This window comes from Streptomyces sp. VTCC 41912 (assembly GCF_045799175.1).
Taxonomy (GTDB): domain Bacteria; phylum Actinomycetota; class Actinomycetes; order Streptomycetales; family Streptomycetaceae; genus Streptomyces; species Streptomyces albulus_C.
Genome location: NZ_JBJMAB010000024.1, coordinates 50,750 through 74,376, shown reverse-complemented (window position 1 = coordinate 74,376; position 23,627 = coordinate 50,750). Strand labels below are relative to the sequence as shown.

Sequence of the window (23,627 nt, the reverse complement as noted above, 5' to 3'; positions counted from 1 at the left end):
TTTCGGGGCGAAATGGCTGATCGCGGGTGCAATCCCGCCCCGTTGGCCGGTCATGCTCCCGCGATCGGACGACCGGATGCTCAGGTTCCGGCCAGCGGCATCGCCGCGGCGACCAACAGGCCCTTGGCGGCGGCCTGCTCCAGCGCCTGGCGCATCAGGTCCTCCCGCGGCTGGTGGCCGATGGTGCCGGACGGTGCGGCGTACATCAGCACGGTCTTCTCCTTGTTGGCCGCGGTGCGCCAGCCGTCCGAGACGGCCAGCGGCTGGTGGGCCTGCCACCAGGCGGACTGGCTGCCGGTGGTGCCCGGCTGGAGCACGGCGTGCAGCTTGCCCATGGCCAGCAGCGCCGACCAGCCGGCGATCGGGGCGGGCCGCTGGTTCATGTCCGACACCGGGGTGAAGCCGTGCTCCAGGAGCAGCGGGAGGAAGTCGTCGTCCAGGCTGGTGGAGCCGGGGCGGGCGATCGGGCCGTTGGGCTCCACCACGAGGGCCGGGTGCAGCTCCTCGTTGATCAGCACCAGTCCGCAGGTGATGCCGAGGGTGGCCTGGCGGTCGGTGGTGGGGATCGGGGCGCCCGGGGCGCCCGGAGCGCCCGGGGCGGGGGCGGCGTCCTCGCCGGTGATGGAGCGCACGGCCCCGCGGAGCTGCTCCTCGGAGACCGGCACGACCTGCGAGGGGATGCAGGTGGCGTGGGCGAACGCGAGCACCGCGGTCTCCTCGCCGACGAACAGGACGGTGCTGGTGCGCTCCTGCTCGCTGTTGCCGGGCGTCCGGCAGGACGTGCAGTCGTAGCTGCCGGGGGCGTCCTCTCCGGCCAGCAGCCGGTCGGCTTCTTCGTCGCCGATCTCGGCGCGAACGTCGTCGCTGACGTCGAGCATGCGCGGCACGGGTGGCTCCTCGATCTTCATGAACGGCTGCCGGGCGGTCTCCCGGCTCGTACAAAAACAACGGGCGACCCCCGGCAGAGTCACGCGCGGACGCGAACAGAATCGAACCATGCCGCGCACGGTGGGGAAGCGGTGCAAACCCGTCGTCCCGGTGGTCACGCAACGCCAATTCCTGCGCATAACCTGGCGCAGGTGGCCGTGTTCTGTACACCGGACGGGGTGGGGTCGTCCCCTGGAAGGGCGCGGCGCACCGGCGCCCGCCGACCCGCTGCCTACCGTCACCGGCTATGTCGGACAACTCTTCGGCGCCGCGGCGCCGCGTGGAATCCGTCGGGCTGCTGATCGCGGCGGCCGCCGCCCTCGTCCTGTGCCTGCCCGGCGCCGCCGCCGCCGACGGGGAGCCGGGCGGAGACGGCGGCGGGGAGGGCGGCGGTCGACCGTCGTACGCCTGCGCCGACGACCAGTGGCCCTGGGGCTGCCTGGCCGAGTGCGAGAGCAGCGGCGACTGGCACATCAACACCGGCAACAGCTACTACGGCGGGTTGCAGTTCTGGCAGCCCACCTGGGAGGCGTTCGGCGGCCTCAAGTACGCCAAGCGGGCCGACCTGGCCACCCGGGACGAGCAGATCGAGGTGGCCAAGCGGGTGCAGGCCGCCCAGGGGTGGGGCGCCTGGCCGGTGTGCGCCCGGCGCTACGGCCTGCTGGAGAGCAGCCGCACCCACGTCGTCCGGCGCGGCGACACCCTCGTCGAGATCGCCCGCCGACACCGGGTGGAGGGCGGCTGGCAGGCCCTGTACGACGCGAACCAGGACGTCGTCGGGGAGTACCCGAACCACCTGCGGGTCGGCATCCGCCTCACGCTGAACTGAGCACGGGCCCGTGACCGGGGGCGGTGCGCCGCCCCCGGAAGAGTTCCCGCCACGCCATACCGATGCCCTAACTTTTTCGGCACGACTTGGCCAATACCCCCAACCCTGAAGGCCGTTTCGCGGTCTTACCTTCCAACAGCCGGACACCGGGCGTCCGGACCACGGGGGAACAGGACCAGTGCGAGGGACCAGGGGACGCGGGGACGGATGCACATCTCATTCCTGATGCACCACGCCTACGGTGTCGGCGAGACCGTCCGGGCCACCTTCGGCCTGGCGGACGCGCTCGCCGCGCGGCACGACGTCGAGATCGTCTCCGTCCTGCGACACCGCGACGCCCCGGCGCTCGACCTCGGTCCCCGGGTGGCGCTGCGGCACCTGGTGGACCTCCGGGAGCACGCCCCCTCCGGCGACCGCAGGGACCCGGTGCACGCCCGTCCCGCCCGGGTCTTCCCGGCCGCCGAACCGCGCTTCGGCCAGTACAGCGAGCTCACCGACCGCCGGATCGCCGAGCACCTGCGCCGGACCGAGGCCGACGTGGTCGTCGGCACCCGGCCCGGCCTGACCGTGCACGTCGCCCGACAGACCCGCCGTGGGCCGCTCCGGGTCGGCCAGGAGCCGCACTGCCTGGCCGTGCGCGGCCGGGAGCTGCGGCTGGCGCTGCGCGGCGCCTACCCGCGGCTGGACGCGCTGGTCACCGCCACCGAGGCGGACGCCCGCGCCCATCTGCGCCGGCTGCGCCTGCCCGGCGTCCGGGTCGCGGCGGTGCCGCGCGCGGTGCCGGCACCGCGACTGGCGCCCGCCGACGGCACCGGCCGGTGGGTGGTCGCCGCCGGCCGGCTGACCCGGGCCAAGCGCTACGACGTGCTGGTCCGCGCCTTCGCGGGGGTGGTCGCGGCGCGTCCCGACTGGCGGCTGCGGATCTACGGCGGCGGGCCGGAGAAGCCCGCGCTGCGCGCCCTGATCGACGAACTCGGCCTGTACAACCACGTCTTCCTGATGGGCCCGGCCGGCCCGCTGGAATCCGAGTGGGCCAAGGGCTCCCTCGCCGTCGACCCGGCCGGTCGGGAACCCGCCGGCGCGGCCCTCGCCGAGGCGATGCGCTGCGGTCTGCCCGTCGTCGCCACCGACTGCCCCTACGGGCCGGGCGAACTCGTCGAGGACGGCGTCACCGGCCGGTTGGTCCCCGCCGGGCAGCCCGTGGCGCTGGCCGCCGCGCTGCTGGAGCTGATCGACGACGACGCCGCCCGGGCCCGGTTGGGCGCCGCGGCGCTCGCCGGCTCCGCCCGCTTCGACCCGGTGGCGGTGGCCGGCCGGCACGCCGCGCTCTTCGAGGAGTTGGTCGCCCGGCGGCGCGGCAACGGACTGCGCGGTTCCCTGCACCATGCGCGAGGGGCCCTGATCGGCGGTGCGTACGCCGTCAAGTACGCCACGAGGCACACCGCCCGCGCCGCGGTGAGAGGGGTGCGGACGGTATGAACGCATCGACGCAGTCGCCCGTGACCGGGCCCGGAGCGGCCGAGCGCCCGCGGCGGACCGCCGCGGCGGGAGGAGGGGCGCCGGTGCCCGTGGATCTGAAGGCCGACTGCATCGCGGACTCCGCCGGCGGCCTCACCTTCGACCTGAACGTCCCGCAGGGCACCGGCACCACCTGGAGCGCGGCCCTGGTGCTGCGGTTGCGGGCCGGCGCCGACGACACCGGTGCCGCCGAGGGCACCGACGCCGACGAGGTGCGGCTGCCGCTCGGGCCCAACGGCCCGGGCCGGTTGCGCGCGGTGCTGCCCAGCACCGTCGCACTGGCCGAGGGCCGTTGGCACGCCTTCGCCGACCTCGGTGACGGGGTGGACCCGCGCCGGTTGCTGCCCGGCGTGAACGACCTGCGGTCGCTGGTGGACCGCCGGCCGCTGGCGGGCATCGGCCGGCTCGGGGTGCGCATCCCCTACGCCACCAAACTGGGCAACCTCGCGCTGCGCAGCTGGTTGCGCGGACCGCACGCCGAGGCCGGCGACATCCTCGTCGCCCCCGAGGGCCTCACCGTCACCGGGCGCCTGTACGGGGCGAGCCCGACGGCCGGCGCCCATGCGGAGGCCCGCGCCCGCCGGGCCGGTCTGGACCCGGTCGCCGTTCCGCTGACCGCGGACGGGCCGGACTTCCACTTCACCCTCCCCTTCGAGGAGTTGGCCGCCCGGTGGCGGCACGGCAGCGAGCCCTGGGACCTGTGGCTGTGTCCCGCCGTCGAGGTGCCGCCCGTCCGGATCGCCCGGCTGCTGGACGACGTCCCGGAGAAGAAGCAGGTGTTCAGCTATCCGGCGCTGTCGGTGTCGGCGGCGGACCGCGAGTTGCGGATCGGCCCGTACTACACGCTCGACAACGACCTGGCCGTACGGGTCAGCGGCCCGGCCGGCGAGGAGTAGGCCGGGACCGCGGAGTGCGGTTCGACGGCGGCCGGTTCAGGCCCGGGGCCTGCCGGCCTGGGGGAGGGCGGCGGGCCAGTCGGCCATCTCCGGGTGGTGCAGGTCGAAGGCCGGGGATTCCGAGCGGATCCGGGGCAGGGTGGCGAAGTTGTGGCGCGGCGGCGGGCAGGCGGTGGCCCATTCCAGGGAGCGGCCGAAGCCCCAGGGGTCGTCCACGGTGACGCGGGTGCCGTAGTGCCGGGTGTGCCAGACGTTGTAGAGGAACGGCAGGGTGGAGGCGCCGAGGAGGAAGGCGCCGACGCTGGAGAGGGTGTTCAGGCCGGTGAAGCCGTCGGCGGCCAGGTAGTCCGCGTAGCGGCGCGGCATGCCGGCCACGCCCAGCCAGTGCTGGACGAGGAAGGTGGTGTGGAAGCCCACGAAGAGCAGCCAGAAGTGGAGCTTCCCCAGCCGCTCGTCGAGCATCTTGCCGGTGAACTTCGGCCACCAGAAGTAGAAGCCCGCGAACGTCGCGAAGGTGACCGTGCCGAAGACCACGTAGTGGAAGTGGCCGACGACGAAGTAGCTGTCGGTGACGTGGAAGTCCAGCGGCGGGGAGGCCAGGATGACGCCGGTGAGCCCGCCGAACAGGAAGCTCACCAAGAAGCCCACCGACCACAGCATCGGGGTCTCGAACGACACCGAGCCGTGCCACATCGTGCCGATCCAGTTGAAGAACTTCACCCCCGTCGGCACCGCGATCATGAACGACAGCAGGGAGAAGAACGGCAGCAGCACCGCCCCGGTCGCGAACATGTGGTGGGCCCAGACCATCGCCGACAGTGCGGTGATGGCCATCGTCGCGCCGATCAGCGTCACGTAGCCGAAGATCGGCTTGCGGGAGAAGACCGGGATGATCTCGGTGATGATCCCGAAGAACGGCAGCGCGATGATGTAGACCTCGGGATGGCCGAAGAACCAGAACAGGTGCTGCCACAGCAGCGCCCCGCCGAAGCGGGCGTCGAAGACCACCGCGCCGAACTTCCGGTCGGCCTCCAGCACCAGGAGGGCCGCGGCCAGCACCGGGAACGCCATCAGCACCAGCACCGAGGTGAACAGGACGTTCCAGGTGAACACCGACATCCGGAACATCGTCATGCCCGGTGCCCGCATGGTGATGATGGTGGCGATGAAGTTGACCGCGCCGAGGATGGTGCCGAAACCGGAGAACGCCAGCCCCATGATCCACAGGTCGGCGCCGATGCCGGGCATCCGGACGATCGAGTTCAGCGGGGCGTACGCGGTCCACCCGTAGGAGGGGGCGCCCTCGGGGGTGAGGAGGCTGCTCAGCACCATCAGGCCGCCGAAGAGGTAGAACCAGTAGGCGAGCATGTTCAGCCGCGGGAAGGCGACGTCGGGGGCGCCGATCTGGAGCGGCATGATCTCGTTGGCGAAGCCGGCGAAGGCCGGGGTGGCGAAGAGCAGCAGCATGATCGTGCCGTGCAGCGTCACGGCCTGGTTGAACTGTTCGGCGCTGATCAGTTGGAGTCCGGGACGGGCCAACTCGGCGCGCATCAGCAGCGCCATCAATCCGGCCACGAGGAAGAAGCCGAACGACGTGATCAGGTAGAGGTGCCCGATCTTCTTGTGGTCGGTGGTCGAGAGCCAGTCGGCCAGCACCGCCCCGCGGCGTCGCGCCCGGCGCGGCCCGGCGCCCTCCCGGGAGATCTGACTGACCATCGGTTTCCACCTCGCTGGCGGGGGTGTATCGGTGCCCGGTCATGATGCGCGGGGCCCGGTCGCCAAGCGAGGGGGCGCTCCGGTCCGTTCCGGTGGGATCCGCGCCGCCGCCCGGCCGTCCCGGGGCGATGTGCGGGAAATGTGTGTGGAATGTGTCTCGTTGGGCAATTCCAGGACGGCCGGAAAAGGGCGTTAGGCAGGGGAATCCGGGACGGCCGGGCGATTAATCCCGGGGGGCTGTCCGGCCTTGCCCGAAGTGGCGGCACACGCTTCCGCTTCTGATCAAGGGGGAATTCCGGCCGCTTTGTTTTCCACCCGGTTGCGGGGGTGTGCAGCGCGTATGGGGGGAGGGGCCGGCGGCAATCGCCGGGGCGTTCGCCGTGACAGAAGTGTGACCAATGGGGGACCGGCGGGTCACCATGGTGTGCGAGGGGCGGGCCTTCCGCGGGCCGCCGCGGGCGCCTACGGTGGCTGCCATGGCACCGAACCTTCCTGGAGAGACACCGGAAACCCCAGACGATCCCGAGGTCTACGTGGGCCTCACCCAGGAGGCCGCGGAGGAGCGGGCCCGCCACCAGGGCTGGCGCACCGTCCGGGCGGTCCCACCGGGCGCGATGCTCACGATGGAGTACCTCGTCGGCCGGATCAACTTCGAGGTCGAGGGCGGCGCGGTGGTGCGCAGCTGGCGCGGCTGACGCCGGCCCGCCCGGTCCGCCGACGACGAGGGCCCCGACCGCTCCTGCCGGGAGCGGTCGGGGCCCTCGTCGTGCCGGGCGGGGTGCGTACGGGCCCGGCGGGGTCGTCAGCCGGTGCCGTTGCGGGGGCGGCCGCCGGTCGGGCCGAACGGTGCGGCGCCGCGCGGGACGCGGTCCGCGTGCGGCGGCCGGCGGCTGCCCGTCGGGGTGACCGGGGTGCGCTCGGTGCGCGAGGTGTGCGGGCGCGGCGGGTGGTGCGGCCAGCCCTCCGGGGCGTGGGCGGTGCGACCGGTGGTGGCGCCGACCGCCTCGCGCACCAGGACCTCCCCGTCCGGGGAGATCCGCTGGCGGGACACCTCGGAGGCCAGTGCGCCGGCCGGCAGCGGGCCGCGCAGCGAGTTGGGCCGCAGGCGCAGCCACAGCCGCAGCAGGATGCCCATGAGCCGGTCCTCGACCCAGGTGATGCCGGGCTCCAGCCACGGCATCGCGAGCAGCACCAGCAGCCCGGCGGCCCAGCCCAGCAGGACGTCGCTGACCCAGTGGGTGCCGAGGTAGACGGTGGTCATCCCGACGCCCAGCGCGCCCAGCGCGGCGATCACCGACAGGGTGCGGCGGAGCAGCGGGGTGGTCGCCAGGTAGGCCAGCACGCCCCAGGTGACGACCGCGTTGGCGGTGTGGCCGGAGGGGAATATGTCGCCGCCGAGCCACATCTCGTTGGAGCCGACCACCGTCGCGTAGTGCGGGCCGAGGCGGCCCATCCCGAGCTTGGCGGCGCCGACCGTGATGTTCAGCAGCAGCAGTGAGGCGCCGAGCACGAGCAGTGGGTGGAGGTTGCGCTGCCGCCAGCAGCGCCAGCCCAGCCAGGCGGCCACCGCCAACGCGGTCGGCCCGCGCTGCCCCAGGACGACGAAGTAGTCGAGGAAGGCGTGGACCTCCGGCCACTGCTTGTACGGCCGGAAGAGCATGAGCTGCCAGTCGATGGCGACCAGGGAGGTGTTGGCGAGCACCCCCGCGACGATCGCCGCGTACACCGCCAGCGTGCCCCAGAACAGCCACAGGCGGGTCCGGGTCATGCGCGGCGGTCTGACGCGATCGGTCGGGAGGCGCTCCTCCATCTGGTCGAGCTTGTCATCGGTACGCACTCAAACGACGTTACCGCGTGTGATGTATGCACTTGGTCAAACCGTGCGCTTTGTAATGACGATGTGATGTGGAATGGGTCTCAATCCGGGCCGGGTTCCCGGGATTTCGAAGAGAATTTCCGGGGTACTGGATTCTGTTCCAGTCGTCCGCGTGTCGCCCGCATAGCTGTTTATCTGTTTTTCGGCGGCGGAGTTTATCCGTCATTCGCATGGGTGTCGCGGCGTGTTTTCCCCGGACCGGTGATTACGGAACGAGATCTTCCGGTCACGGCGGGCCCGAGCCGTTGAGCCAGAACGCCCCGTAGACCGCCGAGCCGACCGCCACCGCGCCGATGACCAGCCACGACCGCACCGGGCGCCATCGGGCCAGCCCCGCCGCGAGCGGCAGCAGCAACGGGAAGGCCGGCATCATCAGGCGCGGCTTCGACCCGAAGTAGCCCTTGGCGGTGAGCGCGATCAGCAGCACGGTGCCGCCGTAGACCGCCAGCGGCAGCGGCTGGCCCTTGCGCACCCCTTGCACGTACAGCCAGATCACCAGCGCGACGCCGACCAGCAGGCCGAGGCCGGCGGCGAACGCGGGCCCGGTCAGCTGGTGCCAGATGAAGGTGCCGAACGCGATGCCGCCGTCGAAGCCGTTGTGCCAACCGGCCTGGACGTCCAGGTAACCGGTGAGTGACCCCTGGCGGGCGCTGACCCACAGCACGTAGCCGCACCAGCCGAGCGGGGCCAGCAGGACGCCGAGCAGCATCCGCCGGTGCCGGCCGTGGAGGAAGGCGCGCGGTCGGACCCCGCCGGCCCGTTCGTTCGCCACCGTCACCGCCGCGGTGATCCACACCGCCGCGACCACCGCGGCGCCCACCGGGCGGGTCAGCCCGGCCAGCGACGCCAGGACGCCGGCCCAGACCCAGCGGCCGCTGAGCACGCAGTAGACGCCCCACGCCGCGAGGGCGGTGAACAGCGACTCCGAGTAGGCCATCGACTGGACGATCCCGACCGGCAGTGCGGCCCACAGGGCGGCGAGCGCCACCCCGGCCCGCGGCCCGTGCAGGCGCTCGCCGGTGGCGTACAGCGCCACCGCCGCGGCCAGCGACGCCAGCCAGGCCACCGCCATGCCGGCGTCCGCGGCGGAGAGCGGGGTGAGCGCGGACAGGCCGCGCTCCAGCCAGGGCAGCAGCGGGAAGAACGCCAGGTTGGAGTGGACGTCGCCGTTGGCCAGGTGGACGGTGTAGCCGTAGCCCTGCTCGGCGACCCGGGTGTACCAGAGGGAGTCCCAGCGGGCGGTGAGCAGCGTGTGCCAGTCCTTGCCGTTGGTGGCCGACCAGGCCGCGAGGACGACCAGCCCCAACGACCGGATCGCCGCGTACGCGGCGAGGCCGGGGACGGCACGGCGCAGCGCGGCGCGGACGGCGGGCGGACACAGGGCCCGGCCGGGTGCGGCGGTGGAGGCAAGATCGTTCACCCAGTCGATTATCCAGGTGGCCGAGGCCCGCCGGTCCGTGCCCGCCGCGGGAACGCCGGGGCTGCGACGAGCGTCTCACCGTGAGGTGGACCACGCAGGCCATGGTGGGACTCGCGTAGTCTGACGTCTCCACTCGCCCGTGCCGCCGGTTCCGCCGGCGCGTCGTCGCGTCTTTGACCGCGCGGCCGCGAGCGCAGCACGGCGAGCGCATGACAGGAGGTTCTGTATGTCAGGGACGACCGCGTCCGGCAGGGGGCGGACGGGTGGTGTTCCCGGGCACACAGGCGGCGGCGTGAACCGCTGGACGGTGCTGACCGTGCTCTGCGTCAGTCTGCTCTTCGTCGCGCTGGACACCACCATCCTCTACGTGGCGGTGCCCTCCATCACCGAGGACCTGCGGCCCGGCCCGGTCGAGCTGCTGTGGATCGTCGACATCTACCCGCTGATCGCGGCCTCGTTGCTGATCCTCTTCGGCACGCTCGGCGACCGCGTCGGCCGCCGCCGCGTCCTGTTGCTCGGTTACGGGCTCTTCGCGTTGGCCTCGGCCGCCGCCGCGCTCGCGCCCAATCCGCAGATCCTGATGGCGGCCCGGGCCCTGCTCGGCATCGGCGGCGCCATGATCATGCCGGCCACGCTGTCCATCCTGCGCCAGGTCTTCCCCGACCGGCGGGAGCGGGCGGTCGCCATCGGGGTGTGGAGCGCGGTGGCCGCGGTCGGTGCCGCGGTCGGCCCGGTGCTCGGCGGCTTCCTGGTCGAGAACTTCTGGTGGGGTTCGGTCTTCCTCATCAACATCCCGATGATGGCGGCGATGTTCCTGATAGGGCGCTGGCTGCTGCCGGAGTCGCGGGGCGAGCGCAACGGCCCCTGGGACCTGCTGGGCGCGGTGATCGCGGCGCTGGGCGTGCTGGGCATCGTCTTCGGGGTCAAGCGGCTGGGCAGCGGCGCCCCGGTGGTCGGGGTGACCACGCTGCTGCCGATCGTCGTCGGCGTCGTGCTGCTGATCGTCTTCGTCCGTCGGCAGGGCGGCCGCACGCAACCGCTGATCGACATGCGGCTGTTCGCCCGGCCGGCGTTCGGCACCTCCATCGGCTGCATCGTGCTCGCCATGCTCGCCCTCGTCGGGCTCCAGCTGATCGCCGTCCAGTACCTCCAGTTGGTGCTGCACCTGAGCCCGCTGGAGACCGGGCTGCGGATGCTGCCGCTGGTGTTCTCCGCGATGGCCGCCGGCCTCACCGGCTCCAAGCTGTTGCAGGCCGTCGGCCCGCGGGTGATGGTCTCCGGCGGCTTCACCCTCACCGCGCTCGCGGTGGTCTCGCTGACCGCCTTGGGCAGCCAGGACCACTTCTGGCAGCTGTCCCTCGGCTTCGTGCTGCTCGGCTACGGCTTCCAGTCGACGCTGTTCGGTGCGTACGAGTCGATGCTCAGCGAGGCTCCGGCCGCGCAGTCCGGCGGCGCGGCGGCGCTCGGCGAGACCGCCTACCAACTGGGCGCCGGCATCGGGGTGGCGCTGCTCGGCAGCGTGATGAACGCCGCCTACGCGCCGGGCCTGAACCACGTCGAGGGGGTCTCGGAACGGGCCTCCCGTTCGGCCTCGCACTCGCTGGGCGAGGCGTACAAGGTCGCCACCGGCCTCGGGGAGCACGCCAGGGAGGCGTTGCGGGTGACCGCCCGGGACTCCTTCATCCACGGGCTGCGGGTCACCCTCGTCGCCAGCGCGGTGCTGCTGCTGGTCGGCGCCGGGATCGCGCTGCGGCTGCCGCGCCGGGCCGCGGAGTCCACGGAGCGCGCGGATGCGGACGCCGCGGCAGAGGAGGGCGCCGCGGGCGTCGGGTGCGAGGGGACGCCGGCCCCGGCGAACTCCGGGCGTTGACCCGGGGGCGGGACGGTGGGTGTCGTCGGGCGGGTGGCCCTTGCCGGCGCGCCGCCGGGGACCGTACCGTCGGACGCGCGTAACTACCACTGCTAGTTTTTCGCGCGAGAAGCCGCCGGAGGACCCGCCATGACCGCAACGCCGTCCCCGCTCCCGCCCTTCGACCCCAGCGATCCGCTGGGCCTGGACGACCTGCTCACCGACGAGGACCGGGCGGTCCGCGCCACGGTCCGCCGGTGGGCCGCCGACCGGGTCCTGCCGGACGTGGCCGACTGGTACGAGCGCGGCGAACTCCCCGGCATCCGCGAACTCGCCCGCGAGCTCGGCGCGATCGGCGCCCTGGGCATGTCACTGACCGGCTACGGCTGCGCCGGCGCCTCGCACGTCCAGTACGGACTCGCCTGCCTGGAACTGGAGGCCGCCGACTCCGGCATCCGCTCGCTGGTCTCCGTCCAGGGCTCGCTCGCCATGTACGCGATCTGGCGGTTCGGCTCCGAGGAGCAGAAGCGGCAGTGGCTGCCGCGGATGGCCGCCGGCGAGGTCATCGGCTGCTTCGGCCTGACCGAGCCGGACCACGGCTCCGACCCGGCGGGCATGCGCACGCACGCCAGGCGCGACGGATCCGACTGGGTGCTCACCGGGCGCAAGATGTGGATCACCAACGGGTCGGTGGCCGGTGTCGCGGTGGTCTGGGCCCGCACCGACGACGGCATCCGCGGCTTCGTGGTCCCCACCGACCTCCCCGGTTTCGCCGCCCCCGAGATCAAGCACAAGTGGTCGCTGCGGGCCTCGGTCACCAGCGAACTGGTCCTGGACGAGGTGCGGCTGCCCGCCGACGCGGTGCTGCCGGACGCCCGGGGGCTGGGTGCCCCGCTGCGCTGCCTGGGCGAGGCCCGCTACGGGATCGTCTGGGGCGCGATGGGGGCGGCGCGCACCTGCTTCGAGGCGGCGCTCGACTACGCGCGGACCCGGGAGCAGTTCGGCCGGCCGATCGGCGGCTTCCAGCTCACCCAGGCCAAGCTGGCCGACATGGCGCTGGAGCTGAACAAGGGGGTGCTGCTCGCGCACCACCTGGGGCGGCGGCGCGACGCCGGCACGCTGCGGCCGGAGCAGATCAGCTTCGGCAAGCTCAACAACGTCCGCGAGGCGATCGACATCTGCCGCACCGCGCGGACCGTCCTCGGGGCCAACGGCATCTCGCTGGAGTACCCCGTCATGCGGCACGCCACCAATCTGGAGTCGGTGCTGACCTACGAGGGCACCGCGGAGATGCACCAGCTGGTGCTGGGCAAGGCGCTCACCGGGCTGGACGCCTTCCGGTGAGCACCCCGCTCAACTCTGGTTGAAGAAGCCGCCGTTGCGGGTGCCGCGGGTCTCGCCGGTGACGACCCGGTAGTCGGCCGGGGTGAGCAGGAACACCCGGGTGGCGACCCGCTCGATGGAGCCGCGCAGGCCGAAGGTGAGGCCGGCGGCGAAGTCCACCACCCGCTTGGCGTCGGCGGACTCCATGGCCGTCAGGTTGACGATCACCGGGACGCCGTCCCGGAACAGTTCGCCGATGCCGCGGGCGTCCCGGAACGAGGCCGGGGTGACCGTGGCGATGCGGGTGCCCTGGTGCTGGGCGGCCTCGTCGGCCACCCGGACCCGGGGGTCGGTCACCCAGGGGTTGCCGCCCGAGTCGGCGGACTCGGGCCCCTCGGCGTAGTCGTCGTCGTAGTAGCGCTCGTCATCGTTGTCGTCGACGAGGCCAAGCCAGGCACTCGCCTTGCGCACCGATCCCATTGACGCCTCCTCTCACCCGCGGCGTGCGTGTTCCGTTCGCCCTATCGTCGTCCATGAGGGCGAGGGAGTGCCAAGCGGATAGCCGCCGCACGGGGGGTTCGTGACATATCTGGTGCAAAGAGGGTGGTGCGCCGTCAGCTTCCGTGCCCCCGTCGTGAACTGACAGTACGAAAGGCATCACGGAAGGTACCCGAATCGGTGATGTCGACAAGTTGACGGCGGCGGCGGGATTCGACTGGGGGGTAGGTTCGGGCCTGGGACCAGGGCATATGTCCGGGGTCTTGGCAACACTGTGCAATGCAGTCCGATGATCGGGTGACTGACCCATCGGAGTGTCGTTGACACCGGAACAGAAAAACCTCTGTTCCTCTACAGACACTCCGAAAGTTCAGCACGTGACTACACCGATCACGGAGCAGCGCATCCCGCGCCTCCGCAGGGCGTTCACGGCGACGGTCGTGGCGCCCCGCACCATCCGGGCCAAGCTGATCCGCATCCTCGCGGTGGCCCTGGCGATACTCCTGGCGCTCCTGGGCCTCTCCGCGGCCCGCCAGCTCGGCGACTACGAGAACGCCAGCACCACCGCCGCCGACGCGCACCTCTCCGACGCGCTGCAGGGCTTCGTCCACGAGCACCAGAAGGAGCGTGGCCTGACCACCGGATACGTGGGCGGGATCACCGACTTCCACGACCGGATGCTGGCCCAGCGCAAGCTCACCGACCGGGCGCTGGCCCAGGTGCAGGAGGAGCTGGCGGGCCGTCAGGACCGCGCCGCCGACGCCGTGCGCCGGGACCTGGGCCGGGTCGACGCCCTCCAGGGCATCCGGACCGCCGCGGACCGCGGCACCGGGCAGGTCGAGCGCACCTACGACTACTTCACCGACACCAACACCGCCCTGAACCGGATCGGGACCGGGCTGGTCGAGGTCCGGGACGCCCAGCTGCGCGCCGACTACCAGGCGCTGCAAGTCCTCAGCGGCGCGAAGGAGTTCACCGGGCAGGAGCGGGCCATCGTGCTCGGCTCGCTGCACGCCGGGCGGTTCCTCGGCAACGACTACACCCGCTTCATGACCACCCGGTCCGGGCGGCTGGCCGCGCTGGACGAGTTCCCCCAGTGGGCCACGCCCCGCCAGGAGCGCCTGGTGACCCGGGCGCTGGCGACGCCGGCCGCCAAGGAGCTGTTCGGCTACGAGAAGCAGATCGTGGCCGGGCGGGGCACGCTGCCCGGGGCCGGCACGGTGCCGCCGGGCGCCTGGTACAACTCCGCCACCGCCACCATCAACGGGCTGCGCACCGTCCAGGTCGCCCTCGGCTCCGACATCAAGGACCGCGCGACCGAGCTGGAGGACGAAGCCGCCCGCACCCTGGCGCTGTTCGCGGCGCTCGCCGTCGGCTCGGTGCTCGCCCTGGGCGCGCTCGCGGTGGGGGCCGCCCGCTCGGTCGCCGGGCCGCTGGGCTCGCTGACCCGGCAGGCCAGGGAGGTCGCCGACGAGCGGCTGCCGGCCGCGGTCGCCCGGGTCCAGAACGAGTCCGGCAAGCCGGAGCCGCTGCAACCGCTGACCGTGCCGCGCGGCGCGGGCGCCGAGGTCCAGCAGTTGGCCGACGCCTTCGACCAGGTGCAGAAGGCCGCCTACGACCTCGCCACCGAACAGGCCGTGCTGCGCCGCAACGGCACCGAATCGCTGGTCAACCTCGGGCGCCGCAACCAGAACCTGGTCCGCCGGCAGATCAGCTTCATCAACAAGCTGGAGCACGAGGACGCCGACCCGACGACGCTGGCCAACCTCTTCGAGCTGGACCACCTCGCGACGCGGATGCGGCGCAACGCCGAGAGCCTGCTGGTGCTGGCCGGCGAGGCCAGCCCGCGGACCTGGGCCACCCCGCTGTCCGTCACCGACGTGATCCGGGCGTCCCTCTCCGAGGTCGAGGACTACCGCCGGGTGAAGCTGCGCCGGGTCGACGCCGCCTTCCTCAGCGGCACGGTCGTCTCGGAGATCTCCCACCTGCTGGCCGAGCTGATCGAGAACGCGTTGAGCTTCTCGCCGCCGGACACCGACGTGGAGGTCGAGGGCCGCCGCACCAGCGCCGGCTACCTCGTCGCGATCGTCGACCACGGCACCGGCATGGACGCGCAGGCGATGGCCGAGGCCAACGTCCGGCTCTCCGGGGCGGCCAGCTTCCTGGCCGAACCGACCCGGTTCCTCGGGCACTTCGTGGTCGGTGCGCTGGCCCGCAAGTGCGGGATCGAGGTCCGCCTCGGGGAGGCGCCGGCCGCCGGCACCGTCGCCCGGGTGCTCATCCCGGCCGCCCACCTCGCGGAGTCGGCCGCCACGCCGGCGGTGCCCGTCGCACCCGAGAAGCCGGTGCGGGACACGGTGAAGAAGAAGGGGAGCGCGGTGCCGGACGAGCACGCCACGGCGGCGGACGGCGGTGCGGACGCCGGACGGGCGGACGCGGCACGACCCGCGGCGGGCGGCGAGCGGTCCGAACCGCTGCCGCGGCCCCGTGAGGAACGGGCGGAGCGGGAGGCCGCGACCGCCGCCCCCGGCGGGCCGCGCGGCTCCTCGGCCGCCCGCACCCGCAACGGACTGGTCAAGCGCGCCAAGCGCAGCGCCATCCAGTCGGCGGTCGACGAGGCGGCGGCGCCGCGGTGGCAGCAGGAGGCCGCACCGACGCCGGACCGCTCGCCCGACGAGGTCTCCGGGATGCTCGCCACCCTCCGCAGCGCCCACATGCGCGGCGGGATCAGCGTGGAGAAGGAGCGCGAGCGGGCCAAGGAGCACGAGCGGGGGACCGCGGGCCGGGACGTGCCGGGCCGCGGGCAGGACGAGCAGGCGCAGCGGGCGGAGCCGGCCGCGCCGAAGGGGGACCAGAAGTGAGCGTCGACCTGCACAACGATTCGCAGACCTTCAACTGGCTGCTGGCCAGCTTCGTCCGCAAGACGGACGGGGTGCGGGACGCGGTGGCGGTCTCCTCGGACGGTCTGCTGATCGCGGTCTCGGACGGGTTGAACCGGACCGACGCGGACCATCTGGCGGCGGTGGTCTCCGGGCTGTCGAGCCTGGCCCGCAGTGCCTCGCGGCGCTACGAGTTCGACGGCGTCAAGCTCATCATGATCGAGATGGGCCGTGGCTTCCTGCTGGTCTCGGCGATCCGGGACGGCAGCTGTCTGGGCGTGCTCGCCGACTCGACCGGCGAACTGGGCCTGGTCGGCTACGAGATGGCCGTCCTGGCCGAGCGGGCCGGGGACCTGCTGAACCCGACGCTGATCGCGGACCTGCGGCAGGTACTGCCCCGATGAGCGAGGAAGCCGAGGAGGACGAACTGTTCGTCCGGCCGTTCATCATGACCGGCGGACGGGCCGAGCCGATGCACGCCGGCCTGCGGCTGGAGACGCTGGTCGTGGCAGTGCCCGAACCGCCGCTGGCGACGCTGGAGTTCGAACGCCGACGGATCGTCACGCTGTGCGCGCAGCCGACGACGGTGGCCGAGGTGGCCGCCGGGATCGGGGTGCCGCTGGGCGTCGCCAAGGTGCTCGTCGCCGACCTCGTCGTCGGCGGACTGCTGGTCTGTCAACAACCCAAGGAGCTGCCGCTCCATGTCCTGGAGAGGATCAGGGACCATGTCAGGGCGCTCTGAGAAGGTCGCACCGCTCGCCGTGAAGATCGTCATCAGCGGCGGGCTGGGCGTCGGCAAGACGACGTTCATCGGCGCGATCTCCGAGATCGAGCCGCTGGACACCGAGGCGGCGATCACGCAGGTCTCGGTCGGGGTGGACTCGCTCGTCGGCGTGGAGAACAAGACCACCACCACGGTGGCGCTGGACTTCGGCCGGATCACCCTCGACCCGTCGATCGTGCTGTACCTCTTCGGCACGCCGGGACAGGACCGGTTCTCGTTCCTCTGGGACGACCTGGTGGAGGGGGCGCTGGGGGCGATCGTGCTGGTGGACACCCGGCGCATCGAGGACTCCTTCCCGGCGCTGGACTTCTTCGAGGAGCGCGGGACGCCGTTCGTACTGGCGGTGAACCACTTCGACGGCGCCCAGCACTTCGCGCTGGCGGAGGTCAGGGAGGCGCTGGGCATCGACGACGCGGTGCCGGCGATCGCCTGCGACGCCCGGCACCGGTCGTCGGTGCGCGACGTGCTGGCGGCGCTGATGGACCAGGTCGTGCTGCGGCACGCGGCCGGCGGCGCGCCCCGGGTGGGGGCGCTGGCGCGCTGAACCGGGCGGGTCCCGCGGGGCGGGTGTCCCGGCCCCGGTCGACGGCCGGGGCCGGGACACCCGCCCCGCGGGCGCGCCGGCCGCGGCGCGGCGCACGGTCAGCGGATCTCCGGCGGGCTGATCCGGGAGGCCGTGAGGGCCGAGGGTCCGGTGCCCCACTTCCCGAGGATCCGGGCGTAGGTCCCGTCCTTGTGCAGACGGTTGACCGCGGCCTGGAAGGCGGGGGCCAACGGGGTCCCCTTCTTGAAGGCGAAGCCGACGTCCAGGCGCTTGAACTCGTTGAGGAAGCGCAGGTCCGGCTGTTGCTTCACGGCGTACCGCAGCCCGTTGATGGTGCTCATCACCACGTCGCTGCGGCCCTGTTGGAGCGAGATCCACAGGGCGCCCTGGTCGGCGTAGGTCTTGACGTCGTAGGGCCGCTTCCCGGCCTCCCCGCACCGGTGGGCGTTCTCCTCCAGCGTGGCTTCGAAGGTGGTGCCGGCGCCGGTGGCGACGGTCAGGCCGCACAGCTGGGTCAGAGCGGTGATCTTCTTCAGCGGGCTGTCCCGGCGGGCCGCGAAGCCCTGGCCGTCGTTGACGTAGGTGACGAAGTCGAGTGTCCTGCGGCGTTCGTCGGTGACGCCGAAGTTGCCGGTGCCCACGTCGTACTTGCCGCTGCCCAGCGCCGGCAGGATCGCCTCGAAGCTGGCCACCTCGCGGGTCAGCTTGAGGCCGAGGACCTTGCCGACCGCGTCCGCGAAGTCGATGTCCTGGCCGGCGAGGGTCTTGCCGTCGGGCAGGTAGGTGGCGCCGGGCGGCGTGCCGACGCTGCTGGCCAGGGCGAGGGTGCCGCGGGCGCGGACGTCGGCGGGCAGCAGCGCGGCCGCGGCCGGGTCCTTGCGCACGCCGGAGACCACGTCGGTGGTGGGGATCTGGGCGCGGCCGGCGGCCGGGCCGGCGTCCTGGGTGCCGGCGGCCGTGCCGCCCGCGCCGCAGCCGGTGACCGCCAGGACCGCGGTGGCCAGGAGCGCGGCGGTGCGCAGCGCGGTGCGGGTGGTGCGGGTGGTGGTCATGGGCGCGGGATCTCCAGGTGCTTCTCGAACGGCAGCGGGCCGATCGACTCCGGGTCGGCGGTCAGGTCGAACAGGGGGCGGTAACCCGCCGCCAGGTAGAGGTGTTTGGCCTCCGGCTGGCGGGGGCCCGTGGTGAGGTACAGCCGGGTGTAGCCGCGGCCGGCGGCGTGCTGTTCCAGGGCGGCCAGGACGCGGCGGGCCAGTCCGCGGCGGCGGTGCGCGTGGTGCGTCCAGATGCGTTTGAGTTCGGCGGTGTCGGGGGCGTAGCGGCGGTAGGCGCCGCCGGCGACCGGTGCGCCGTCCTGGAGGAGCAGCAGGAACGCGCCCCGGGGCGGGGCGAATTCGGTGGCCGGGTACTCCTGGTCCAGGTCGACGGGCCGCCCGTAACGGGTGGTGTACTCGTGGGTCAGCTCGTCCAGCAGGGGGCGGGCGAGCGGGTCGGTGACGGTGGTCTGACGGATCGTCAGTTGGGCCGCGCGGGGCGGCCGTGGCGCGGCGGACATCGGCGCCTCCGTGGCCGGCGGCGCCGCTCGACGGCGTGCGAGCGTGCCGGATGGACAGGACGGGGCGGAGCAGGGGAGGGCGAAGCGGTGGAGCGAGGGGAGGGTGCGCCGGACGGCGGCGCGGGTGTGAAGGCGCGCGGCGGGAAGGAAGGAGAACCGCGGAAACGGCCCGGCCTGGAACGGCGGGCCTCAAGGGCAGGGGGTCAGCTCAACAGGAGGACGACCACACGCGACCGAAGTCGATGTGGTCACGGGTGACCAGCCGCTGCCATGGATGCATGCGACCAAGTGGAACAGGCATCCGTTTCCGCGTCAACCGTCACGTGATCCATCGCTCACCACGTGGACGGCATCCCCGACGCCCTTGACAACGGGCCGTGTTGACCCCATAGCCTCAAGGGCCGGTCGTGCTGAGGGGCGCGACCCGTTCTCCGCCGTGTGAAGGCGCTCCACTCCCGTGTCTCGATCTGACGCGTCCACGGAGCCTTCGCATGCCTTCCGACACCCTCGACGCCCCTGCCGTGTCCGCGGCGCCACCCGCCGGGCCGGCGCCGACCGGCCCGCGCATCGTGCCGCGCCGCCGCTTCGGCCAGTGGACGGCCGCCGCCGTCCTCCTCGCCCTCCTGGCGCTGGCCCTCACCTCCGTCGTCCGCAACCGCGCCTTCCAGTGGGACGTGGTCGCCGACTACTTCCTGACCTCCGCCGTGCTGCGCGGCCTGGGCCTGACGCTCTGGCTGACCGTCGTGGTGATGGTGCTCGGCTTCGCGCTGGGCACCCTGCTCGCGGTCCTCCGACTGTCCGGCAACCCCGTGCTGCGCGGCATCGGGTGGGGCTACGTCTGGCTGTTCCGCTCGATGCCGATCCTGGTGCAGCTGCTGTTCTGGTTCAACATCGGGGCGCTGTACCCGGTCGTCCTCGGCGTGAAGACCGTCAACCTGCTCTCGCCGGTCGCGGTCGCCGTCATCGGACTGACCCTGCACGAGGCCGCCTACGCCGCGGAAGTGGTCCGCGGCGGCATCCTGTCCGTGGACAAGGGGCAGTTGGAGGCCGCCCAGGCGCTGGGCCTGGGGGCCGGCCGGCGGCTGCGCCGGATCGTGCTGCCGCAGGCGATGCGGTCGATCGTGCCGCCGGCCGGCAACATGCTGATCGGCACCCTCAAGGGCACCTCCATCGTCAGCGTGATCGCCGTCCAGGACCTGCTGTACTCCGTCCAGTTGGTCTACCACCGCACCTATCAGGTGATCCCGCTGCTGCTGGTGGCCACCCTCTGGTACGTCCTGGTCACCTCGGTCCTCAGCGTCGGCCAGCACTACGTCGAGCGGCACTACGCCCGCGGTACGGCCGGTGCCCGGTGAGCCCGGCCGCGGGCACCCCGCTCCGCCCGTCGGTGGTGATCGTGGGCGCCGGCCCACGGGGCACCGGGGTGCTGGAGCGGATCGCCGCCAACGCCCCCGAGCTGTACGGCGACGCGCCCCTGGACCTGCACCTGGTCGATCCGCATCCGCCCGGCGGCGGCCGGATCTGGCGGCGGGCGCAGTCCCCGCTGCTGTGGATGAACTCCACCGCGGAGGACGTCACCATGTTCACCGACGACAGCGTCGAACTGGCCGGTCCGGTGCGGCCCGGCCCCTCGCTGGCCGAGTGGGCCCGCGCGGTGCGCGACGGACGGCTCGCCGCGCCGCCCGACGTGGCCGACGACGTGGCGGCGCTGGGCCCGCGGGACTTCGCCGGGCGGCGGCTGCAGAGCGCCTACCTGCGGTGGGTTTACGAGGACGCGGTGGCCGCCCTGCCGCCCCGGGTGACCGTGCACGAGCACCGGGGGGCCGCGGTGCGGATCTCCGGTGCGCCCGACGGGCGGCAGCAGGTGTGGCTGGCCGGTCGCCCCGCCCCGCTGCTCGCCGACGCGGTGGTGCTGACGCTGGGGCACCTGGAGTCCCAACCCGGGCCGGAGGAGCGCCGGTTGACGGACTTCGCGGACCGGCACGGGCTGACGTACCTGCCGCCGGCGTTCACCGCCGACAGCGACCTGGACGCACTGCGGCCCGGCGAACCGGTCCTGGTGCGCGGCTTCGGGCTGGCCTTCGTCGACCTGATGGTGCTGCTGACCGAGGGCCGCGGCGGCACGTACACCACCGGCCGGGACGGGGAGCTGACCTACCACCCCTCGGGGCGTGAGCCGGTGCTGCACGTCGGGTCCCGACGCGGCGTCCCCTACCACTCCAAGATCGGCTATCCGCCGGTCGGCGACCGGCCCCCGCTGCCGCGGTTCCTCGGGCCCGCCGAGGTCGACGCGCTGCTCGCCCGGCCCGGGGGCGTCGACTTCCGGCGGGACGTCCGACCCTTGATCGACAAGGAGTTGGGCTTCGCCCACTACCACCGGCTCTTCACCGCGCACGCCGACCGCACCCGGATGGCCTGGCCGGACTTCGAGGAGAAGTACGCCGCCGCCGAGCCCGGCAGCGCCGCCCTCCAGGCGCTGGTCTCCGCCGCCGTCCCCGCCCCGGCCGACCGGATCGACCTGGACGCGCTGGACCACCCGTTGGACGGGATCCGCTACGCCGACGGCGCGGCCCTCCAGGCCGGACTGCGCGGTCACATCGAGGCCGACCTGGCCCGCCGGCACGACCCAGCCCACAGCCCCGACCTGGCGGTCTTCCTCGCGCTGCTGTCGGTCTACGGCCAGCTGGTCCGGCTCGGCGACCACGGGCCCTGGTGGCACGGGTTCTTCAGCTTCCTGGCCTCCGGACCGCCCGGCCCCCGCCTGCGGCAGTTGCTGGCGCTCTCCCGGGCCGGCGTGGTGCGCTTCCTGGGCGCCGGACTGACCGTCACCGCCGACCGGGACCGCGGGGTGTTCCGCGCCGGGTCCGCCAGCGTGCCGGGGGAGTGGACCGAGGCCCGCGCCCTGGTCGAGGCGCGGCTGCCGGAGCCGACCGTGGCCCGCACCCGGGACCGGCTGCTGGCCGCCCTGCACGCCGAGGGCGCCCGGGCCACCGCCGGCGGCCTGCTGGCCGTCGACCCCGCCGACGGCCGGATCCTGGACCGGTCCGGGCGCCCGCACCCGCGGCGGTTCGCCCTCGGACCGCACACCGACGCCCGCGGCAGCGGTGCCTTCACCCGTCCCCGCACCAACGCGCCCGCCTTCCGGCAGAACGACGCGAGCGCGCGGGCCCTGCTCACCTTCCTCCGCGACCGCACCGCCCCACCGGTCCCGGTCCCCGCACCCCCTTCGAGGAGCGACGATGCCGCCGACCGGTGATTCCGCCGTCACCCACCGACCCCCCGCCCGTGCCGCCGGGGACGACCCGCCGGTCCCGCGGCGGGCCGGGCCCCCGCAGCCGGACGATCCGGCGGCGCTGAAGGTCGTCCCGGTGCGCCATCCCTGGCGCTGGGTGGGGATCGCGGTGACCGCGGTGCTGCTCGCCCAGTTCGCGCACGGCCTGCTGACCAACCCGGCGTGGCAGTGGGGGGTGTTCGCGCGGTTCTTCACCAACGCCACGATCCTCCAGGCGGTCTGGGTCACCCTCCAACTCACCGTCTACGGCACCGCCCTCGGCTTCGTGCTGGGCCTGGTGCTGGCCCTGATGCGGCTGTCCGCCAGCCCGTTCCTGCGCTGGGTGGCGTTCGGCTACGTCTGGGCGTTCCGGTCCATCCCGCTCATCGTCCAGCTGCTGTTCTGGTTCAACCTCGCCTACCTCTACAAGCGGCTGGACTTCGGAATCCCGTTCGGCCCCGGCTTCTTCCACTTCGACACCATGGGGCTGGTCGGGGCGATGGGCGCCGCGGTGCTCGGGCTGGCGCTGCACCAGGCCGCGTACGCCGCCGAGATCGTCCGGGCCGGGGTGCAGGCCGTGGACGCCGGCCAGTTGGAGGCCGCCGCCGCGCTCGGCCTGCCGCGGCTGCGCCGGCTGCGCCGGATCGTGCTGCCGCAGGCGATGCGCTCCATCCTGCCGAACGCCACCAACGAGGTGATTTCGCTCTTCAAGGGCACCTCCATCGTCTCGGTGATGGCGATCGGCGAACTCTTCTACCAGGTCCAGGTCATCTACGGACGGAACGGCCAGGTGGTGCCCCTGCTGATGGTCGCCACCGCCTGGTACATCCTCCTCACCACCGTGCTCTCCGTCCTCCAGCACTACGTCGAACGCCACTACGCCAAGGGGGCCGCGCGATGAGCGCCATGGTCGAAATCCGTTCCGTCCACAAGAGCTTCGGGTCCGCGCAGGTGTTGCGCGGCATCGACCTGGAGGTGGCGGCCGGCGAGGTGACGGTGGTGCTCGGGCCGTCCGGATCGGGCAAGTCGACGCTGCTGCGCACCATCAACCACCTGGAGAAGGTCGACAGCGGCTGGATCAGCGTCGACGGGGCGCTGGTGGGGTACCGGAGGTCCGGAGACCGGCTGTACGAGCTGCGGGAGCGGGAGATCCTCAAGCAGCGCACCGGCATCGGCTTCGTCTTCCAGAACTTCAACCTCTTCCCCCACCTGACGGTGCTGGAGAACCTCGTCGAGGCCCCGATCGCCGTGCAGCGCCGCCCGCGCAAGGAGGCCGAGGCCGCCGCCCGCCGCCTGCTGACCCGGGTCGGCCTGACGGAGAAGGCGGACGCCTACCCCAAGCAGCTCTCCGGTGGCCAGCAGCAGCGGGTGGCGATCGCCCGGGCGCTGGCCCTGGAGCCGACCCTGCTGCTCTTCGACGAGCCGACCTCGGCCCTCGACCCCGAACTCGTCGGCGAAGTCCTCGACGTCATCAAGGACCTGGCGCACCAGGGCACCACCATGATCGTCGTCACCCACGAGATCGGCTTCGCCCGCGAGGTCGCCGACACCGTCGTCTTCATGGACGGCGGACGGATCGTCGAGCAGGGCCCGCCGGCGCAGGTCCTCGACCACCCGCGCCACGAGCGCACCCGGGCCTTCCTCTCCAAGGTGCTGTGACCGTGCCCGCCACCACCACCCGCACGACCCGTATGACCCGTACGCCCCCCTTCCTGCCCGCAACGCCTCCAAGGAGACGCCCC

At 72.9% G+C, this 23,627-nt stretch carries 21 protein-coding genes; 14 read left to right on the top strand and 7 right to left on the bottom strand.

Going from position 1 to position 23,627, the window contains the following annotated elements; translation table 11 throughout:
* Positions 1-80: 80 nt before the first annotated feature.
* Positions 81-887, bottom strand: coding sequence for a hypothetical protein (locus ACJ6WD_RS27715; RefSeq protein WP_233660447.1), 807 nt, complete (start codon positions 885-887; stop codon positions 81-83).
* 287 nt (positions 888-1,174) lie between these two features.
* On the opposite strand from ACJ6WD_RS27715, the gene ACJ6WD_RS27710 reads away from it, so the two are divergent.
* From ACJ6WD_RS27710 to ACJ6WD_RS27700, 3 genes are all read left to right on the top strand, one after another.
* The gene (locus ACJ6WD_RS27710) at positions 1,175-1,756 is read left to right on the top strand and encodes a transglycosylase family protein (protein ID WP_331248468.1); all 582 of its coding nucleotides are present in this window, start codon (positions 1,175-1,177) and stop codon (positions 1,754-1,756) included.
* 207 nt (positions 1,757-1,963) lie between these two features.
* Positions 1,964-3,235 carry a glycosyltransferase gene (locus tag ACJ6WD_RS27705; protein WP_331248467.1) on the top strand — a complete coding sequence of 424 codons (1,272 nt, stop codon included), beginning with the start codon at positions 1,964-1,966 and terminating at the stop codon, positions 3,233-3,235.
* Between the two features lie 83 nt (positions 3,236-3,318).
* Positions 3,319-4,170 carry a hypothetical protein gene (locus ACJ6WD_RS27700; protein WP_407616743.1) on the top strand — a complete coding sequence of 284 codons (852 nt, stop codon included), beginning with the start codon at positions 3,319-3,321 and terminating at the stop codon, positions 4,168-4,170.
* A gap of 36 nt (positions 4,171-4,206) precedes the next feature.
* Here the strand turns inward: ACJ6WD_RS27700 and ctaD are convergent, their stop codons facing one another.
* Positions 4,207-5,886 carry a cytochrome c oxidase subunit I gene (ctaD, locus tag ACJ6WD_RS27695; RefSeq protein ID WP_233660452.1) on the bottom strand — a complete coding sequence of 560 codons (1,680 nt, stop codon included), beginning with the start codon at positions 5,884-5,886 and terminating at the stop codon, positions 4,207-4,209.
* 476 nt (positions 5,887-6,362) lie between these two features.
* Here ctaD and ACJ6WD_RS27690 point away from each other — a divergent pair, with 476 nt between their 5' ends.
* Entirely contained in the window at positions 6,363-6,581 is a 219-nt protein-coding gene (locus tag ACJ6WD_RS27690; protein ID WP_233660453.1) for an I78 family peptidase inhibitor, read from the top strand.
* Positions 6,582-6,688: 107 nt separating this feature from the next.
* Here ACJ6WD_RS27690 and ACJ6WD_RS27685 read toward each other — a convergent pair whose 3' ends face one another.
* Complete coding sequence (locus ACJ6WD_RS27685) at positions 6,689-7,723, bottom strand: phosphatase PAP2 family protein (protein WP_331248464.1); 1,035 nt, start codon at positions 7,721-7,723, stop codon at positions 6,689-6,691.
* A gap of 265 nt (positions 7,724-7,988) precedes the next feature.
* On the bottom strand, positions 7,989-9,182 hold the full coding sequence (locus ACJ6WD_RS27680; RefSeq protein ID WP_407616742.1) for a mannosyltransferase family protein: 1,194 nt from the start codon (positions 9,180-9,182) through the stop codon (positions 7,989-7,991).
* Positions 9,183-9,408: 226 nt separating this feature from the next.
* Here ACJ6WD_RS27680 and ACJ6WD_RS27675 point away from each other — a divergent pair, with 226 nt between their 5' ends.
* Together ACJ6WD_RS27675 and ACJ6WD_RS27670 are read left to right on the top strand one after the other, a co-directional pair.
* On the top strand, positions 9,409-11,052 hold the full coding sequence (locus ACJ6WD_RS27675) for an MFS transporter (protein WP_407616741.1): 1,644 nt from the start codon (positions 9,409-9,411) through the stop codon (positions 11,050-11,052).
* Between the two features lie 129 nt (positions 11,053-11,181).
* The gene (locus ACJ6WD_RS27670; RefSeq protein WP_016578964.1) at positions 11,182-12,375 is read left to right on the top strand and encodes an acyl-CoA dehydrogenase family protein; all 1,194 of its coding nucleotides are present in this window, start codon (positions 11,182-11,184) and stop codon (positions 12,373-12,375) included.
* Positions 12,376-12,384: 9 nt separating this feature from the next.
* On the opposite strand, the gene ACJ6WD_RS27665 is transcribed toward ACJ6WD_RS27670, so the two are convergent.
* Positions 12,385-12,834, bottom strand: coding sequence for a cell division protein SepF (locus ACJ6WD_RS27665; protein WP_016578965.1), 450 nt, complete (start codon positions 12,832-12,834; stop codon positions 12,385-12,387).
* A gap of 395 nt (positions 12,835-13,229) precedes the next feature.
* On the opposite strand from ACJ6WD_RS27665, the gene ACJ6WD_RS27660 reads away from it, so the two are divergent.
* The 4 genes from ACJ6WD_RS27660 to ACJ6WD_RS27645 are packed head-to-tail and all read left to right on the top strand — an operon-like array spanning position 13,230 to position 17,059.
* Complete coding sequence (locus tag ACJ6WD_RS27660; RefSeq protein WP_407616740.1) at positions 13,230-15,713, top strand: nitrate- and nitrite sensing domain-containing protein; 2,484 nt, start codon at positions 13,230-13,232, stop codon at positions 15,711-15,713.
* Positions 15,710-16,135, top strand: a complete 426-nt coding sequence (locus ACJ6WD_RS27655) for a roadblock/LC7 domain-containing protein (protein WP_016578967.1) — start codon at positions 15,710-15,712, stop codon at positions 16,133-16,135. The genes ACJ6WD_RS27660 and ACJ6WD_RS27655 overlap by 4 nt, the downstream gene beginning before the upstream one ends.
* Positions 16,132-16,473, top strand: a complete 342-nt coding sequence (locus ACJ6WD_RS27650) for a DUF742 domain-containing protein (protein ID WP_233660457.1) — start codon at positions 16,132-16,134, stop codon at positions 16,471-16,473. The genes ACJ6WD_RS27655 and ACJ6WD_RS27650 overlap by 4 nt, the downstream gene beginning before the upstream one ends.
* Complete coding sequence (locus tag ACJ6WD_RS27645; RefSeq protein ID WP_016578969.1) at positions 16,457-17,059, top strand: ATP/GTP-binding protein; 603 nt, start codon at positions 16,457-16,459, stop codon at positions 17,057-17,059. The genes ACJ6WD_RS27650 and ACJ6WD_RS27645 overlap by 17 nt, the downstream gene beginning before the upstream one ends.
* A 98-nt stretch (positions 17,060-17,157) precedes the next feature.
* Here the strand turns inward: ACJ6WD_RS27645 and ACJ6WD_RS27640 are convergent, their stop codons facing one another.
* Together ACJ6WD_RS27640 and ACJ6WD_RS27635 are read right to left on the bottom strand one after the other, a co-directional pair.
* Positions 17,158-18,111, bottom strand: a complete 954-nt coding sequence (locus ACJ6WD_RS27640; RefSeq protein ID WP_407616739.1) for an ABC transporter substrate-binding protein — start codon at positions 18,109-18,111, stop codon at positions 17,158-17,160.
* Positions 18,108-18,614 carry a GNAT family N-acetyltransferase gene (locus ACJ6WD_RS27635; protein WP_331248460.1) on the bottom strand — a complete coding sequence of 169 codons (507 nt, stop codon included), beginning with the start codon at positions 18,612-18,614 and terminating at the stop codon, positions 18,108-18,110. Before ACJ6WD_RS27635 ends, ACJ6WD_RS27640 begins: the two co-directional genes overlap by 4 nt.
* Before the next feature lie 491 nt (positions 18,615-19,105).
* Between ACJ6WD_RS27635 and ACJ6WD_RS27630 the strand changes: the two genes are divergently transcribed.
* From ACJ6WD_RS27630 to ACJ6WD_RS27615, 4 genes are read left to right on the top strand one after another with little or no spacing between them, the layout of a single operon-like run.
* Complete coding sequence (locus tag ACJ6WD_RS27630) at positions 19,106-19,969, top strand: amino acid ABC transporter permease (protein ID WP_016572979.1); 864 nt, start codon at positions 19,106-19,108, stop codon at positions 19,967-19,969.
* Complete coding sequence (locus ACJ6WD_RS27625) at positions 19,966-21,870, top strand: FAD/NAD(P)-binding protein (RefSeq protein ID WP_407616738.1); 1,905 nt, start codon at positions 19,966-19,968, stop codon at positions 21,868-21,870. The genes ACJ6WD_RS27630 and ACJ6WD_RS27625 overlap by 4 nt, the downstream gene beginning before the upstream one ends.
* Positions 21,854-22,786: an amino acid ABC transporter permease gene (locus ACJ6WD_RS27620; protein WP_016577249.1), complete on the top strand. Its 933-nt coding sequence runs from the start codon at positions 21,854-21,856 to the stop codon at positions 22,784-22,786. The genes ACJ6WD_RS27625 and ACJ6WD_RS27620 overlap by 17 nt, the downstream gene beginning before the upstream one ends.
* Positions 22,783-23,544, top strand: coding sequence for an amino acid ABC transporter ATP-binding protein (locus tag ACJ6WD_RS27615; RefSeq protein WP_037634139.1), 762 nt, complete (start codon positions 22,783-22,785; stop codon positions 23,542-23,544). Before ACJ6WD_RS27620 ends, ACJ6WD_RS27615 begins: the two co-directional genes overlap by 4 nt.
* Positions 23,545-23,627 lie beyond the last annotated feature (83 nt).

Coding starts and splice junctions, on each gene's coding strand:
- ACJ6WD_RS27630 (WP_016572979.1), top strand. CDS start 19,106: ATGCCTTCCGACACCCTCGACGCCCCTGCCGTGTCCGCGGCGCCACCC.
- ACJ6WD_RS27645 (WP_016578969.1), top strand. CDS start 16,457: ATGTCAGGGCGCTCTGAGAAGGTCGCACCGCTCGCCGTGAAGATCGTC.
- ACJ6WD_RS27710 (WP_331248468.1), top strand. CDS start 1,175: ATGTCGGACAACTCTTCGGCGCCGCGGCGCCGCGTGGAATCCGTCGGG.
- ACJ6WD_RS27640 (WP_407616739.1), bottom strand. CDS start 18,111: ATGACCACCACCCGCACCACCCGCACCGCGCTGCGCACCGCCGCGCTC.
- ACJ6WD_RS27615 (WP_037634139.1), top strand. CDS start 22,783: ATGAGCGCCATGGTCGAAATCCGTTCCGTCCACAAGAGCTTCGGGTCC.
- ACJ6WD_RS27650 (WP_233660457.1), top strand. CDS start 16,132: ATGAGCGAGGAAGCCGAGGAGGACGAACTGTTCGTCCGGCCGTTCATC.
- ACJ6WD_RS27635 (WP_331248460.1), bottom strand. CDS start 18,614: ATGTCCGCCGCGCCACGGCCGCCCCGCGCGGCCCAACTGACGATCCGT.
- ACJ6WD_RS27620 (WP_016577249.1), top strand. CDS start 21,854: ATGCCGCCGACCGGTGATTCCGCCGTCACCCACCGACCCCCCGCCCGT.
- ACJ6WD_RS27705 (WP_331248467.1), top strand. CDS start 1,964: ATGCACATCTCATTCCTGATGCACCACGCCTACGGTGTCGGCGAGACC.
- ACJ6WD_RS27665 (WP_016578965.1), bottom strand. CDS start 12,834: ATGGGATCGGTGCGCAAGGCGAGTGCCTGGCTTGGCCTCGTCGACGAC.
- ACJ6WD_RS27675 (WP_407616741.1), top strand. CDS start 9,409: ATGTCAGGGACGACCGCGTCCGGCAGGGGGCGGACGGGTGGTGTTCCC.
- ctaD (WP_233660452.1), bottom strand. CDS start 5,886: ATGGTCAGTCAGATCTCCCGGGAGGGCGCCGGGCCGCGCCGGGCGCGA.
- ACJ6WD_RS27690 (WP_233660453.1), top strand. CDS start 6,363: ATGGCACCGAACCTTCCTGGAGAGACACCGGAAACCCCAGACGATCCC.
- ACJ6WD_RS27670 (WP_016578964.1), top strand. CDS start 11,182: ATGACCGCAACGCCGTCCCCGCTCCCGCCCTTCGACCCCAGCGATCCG.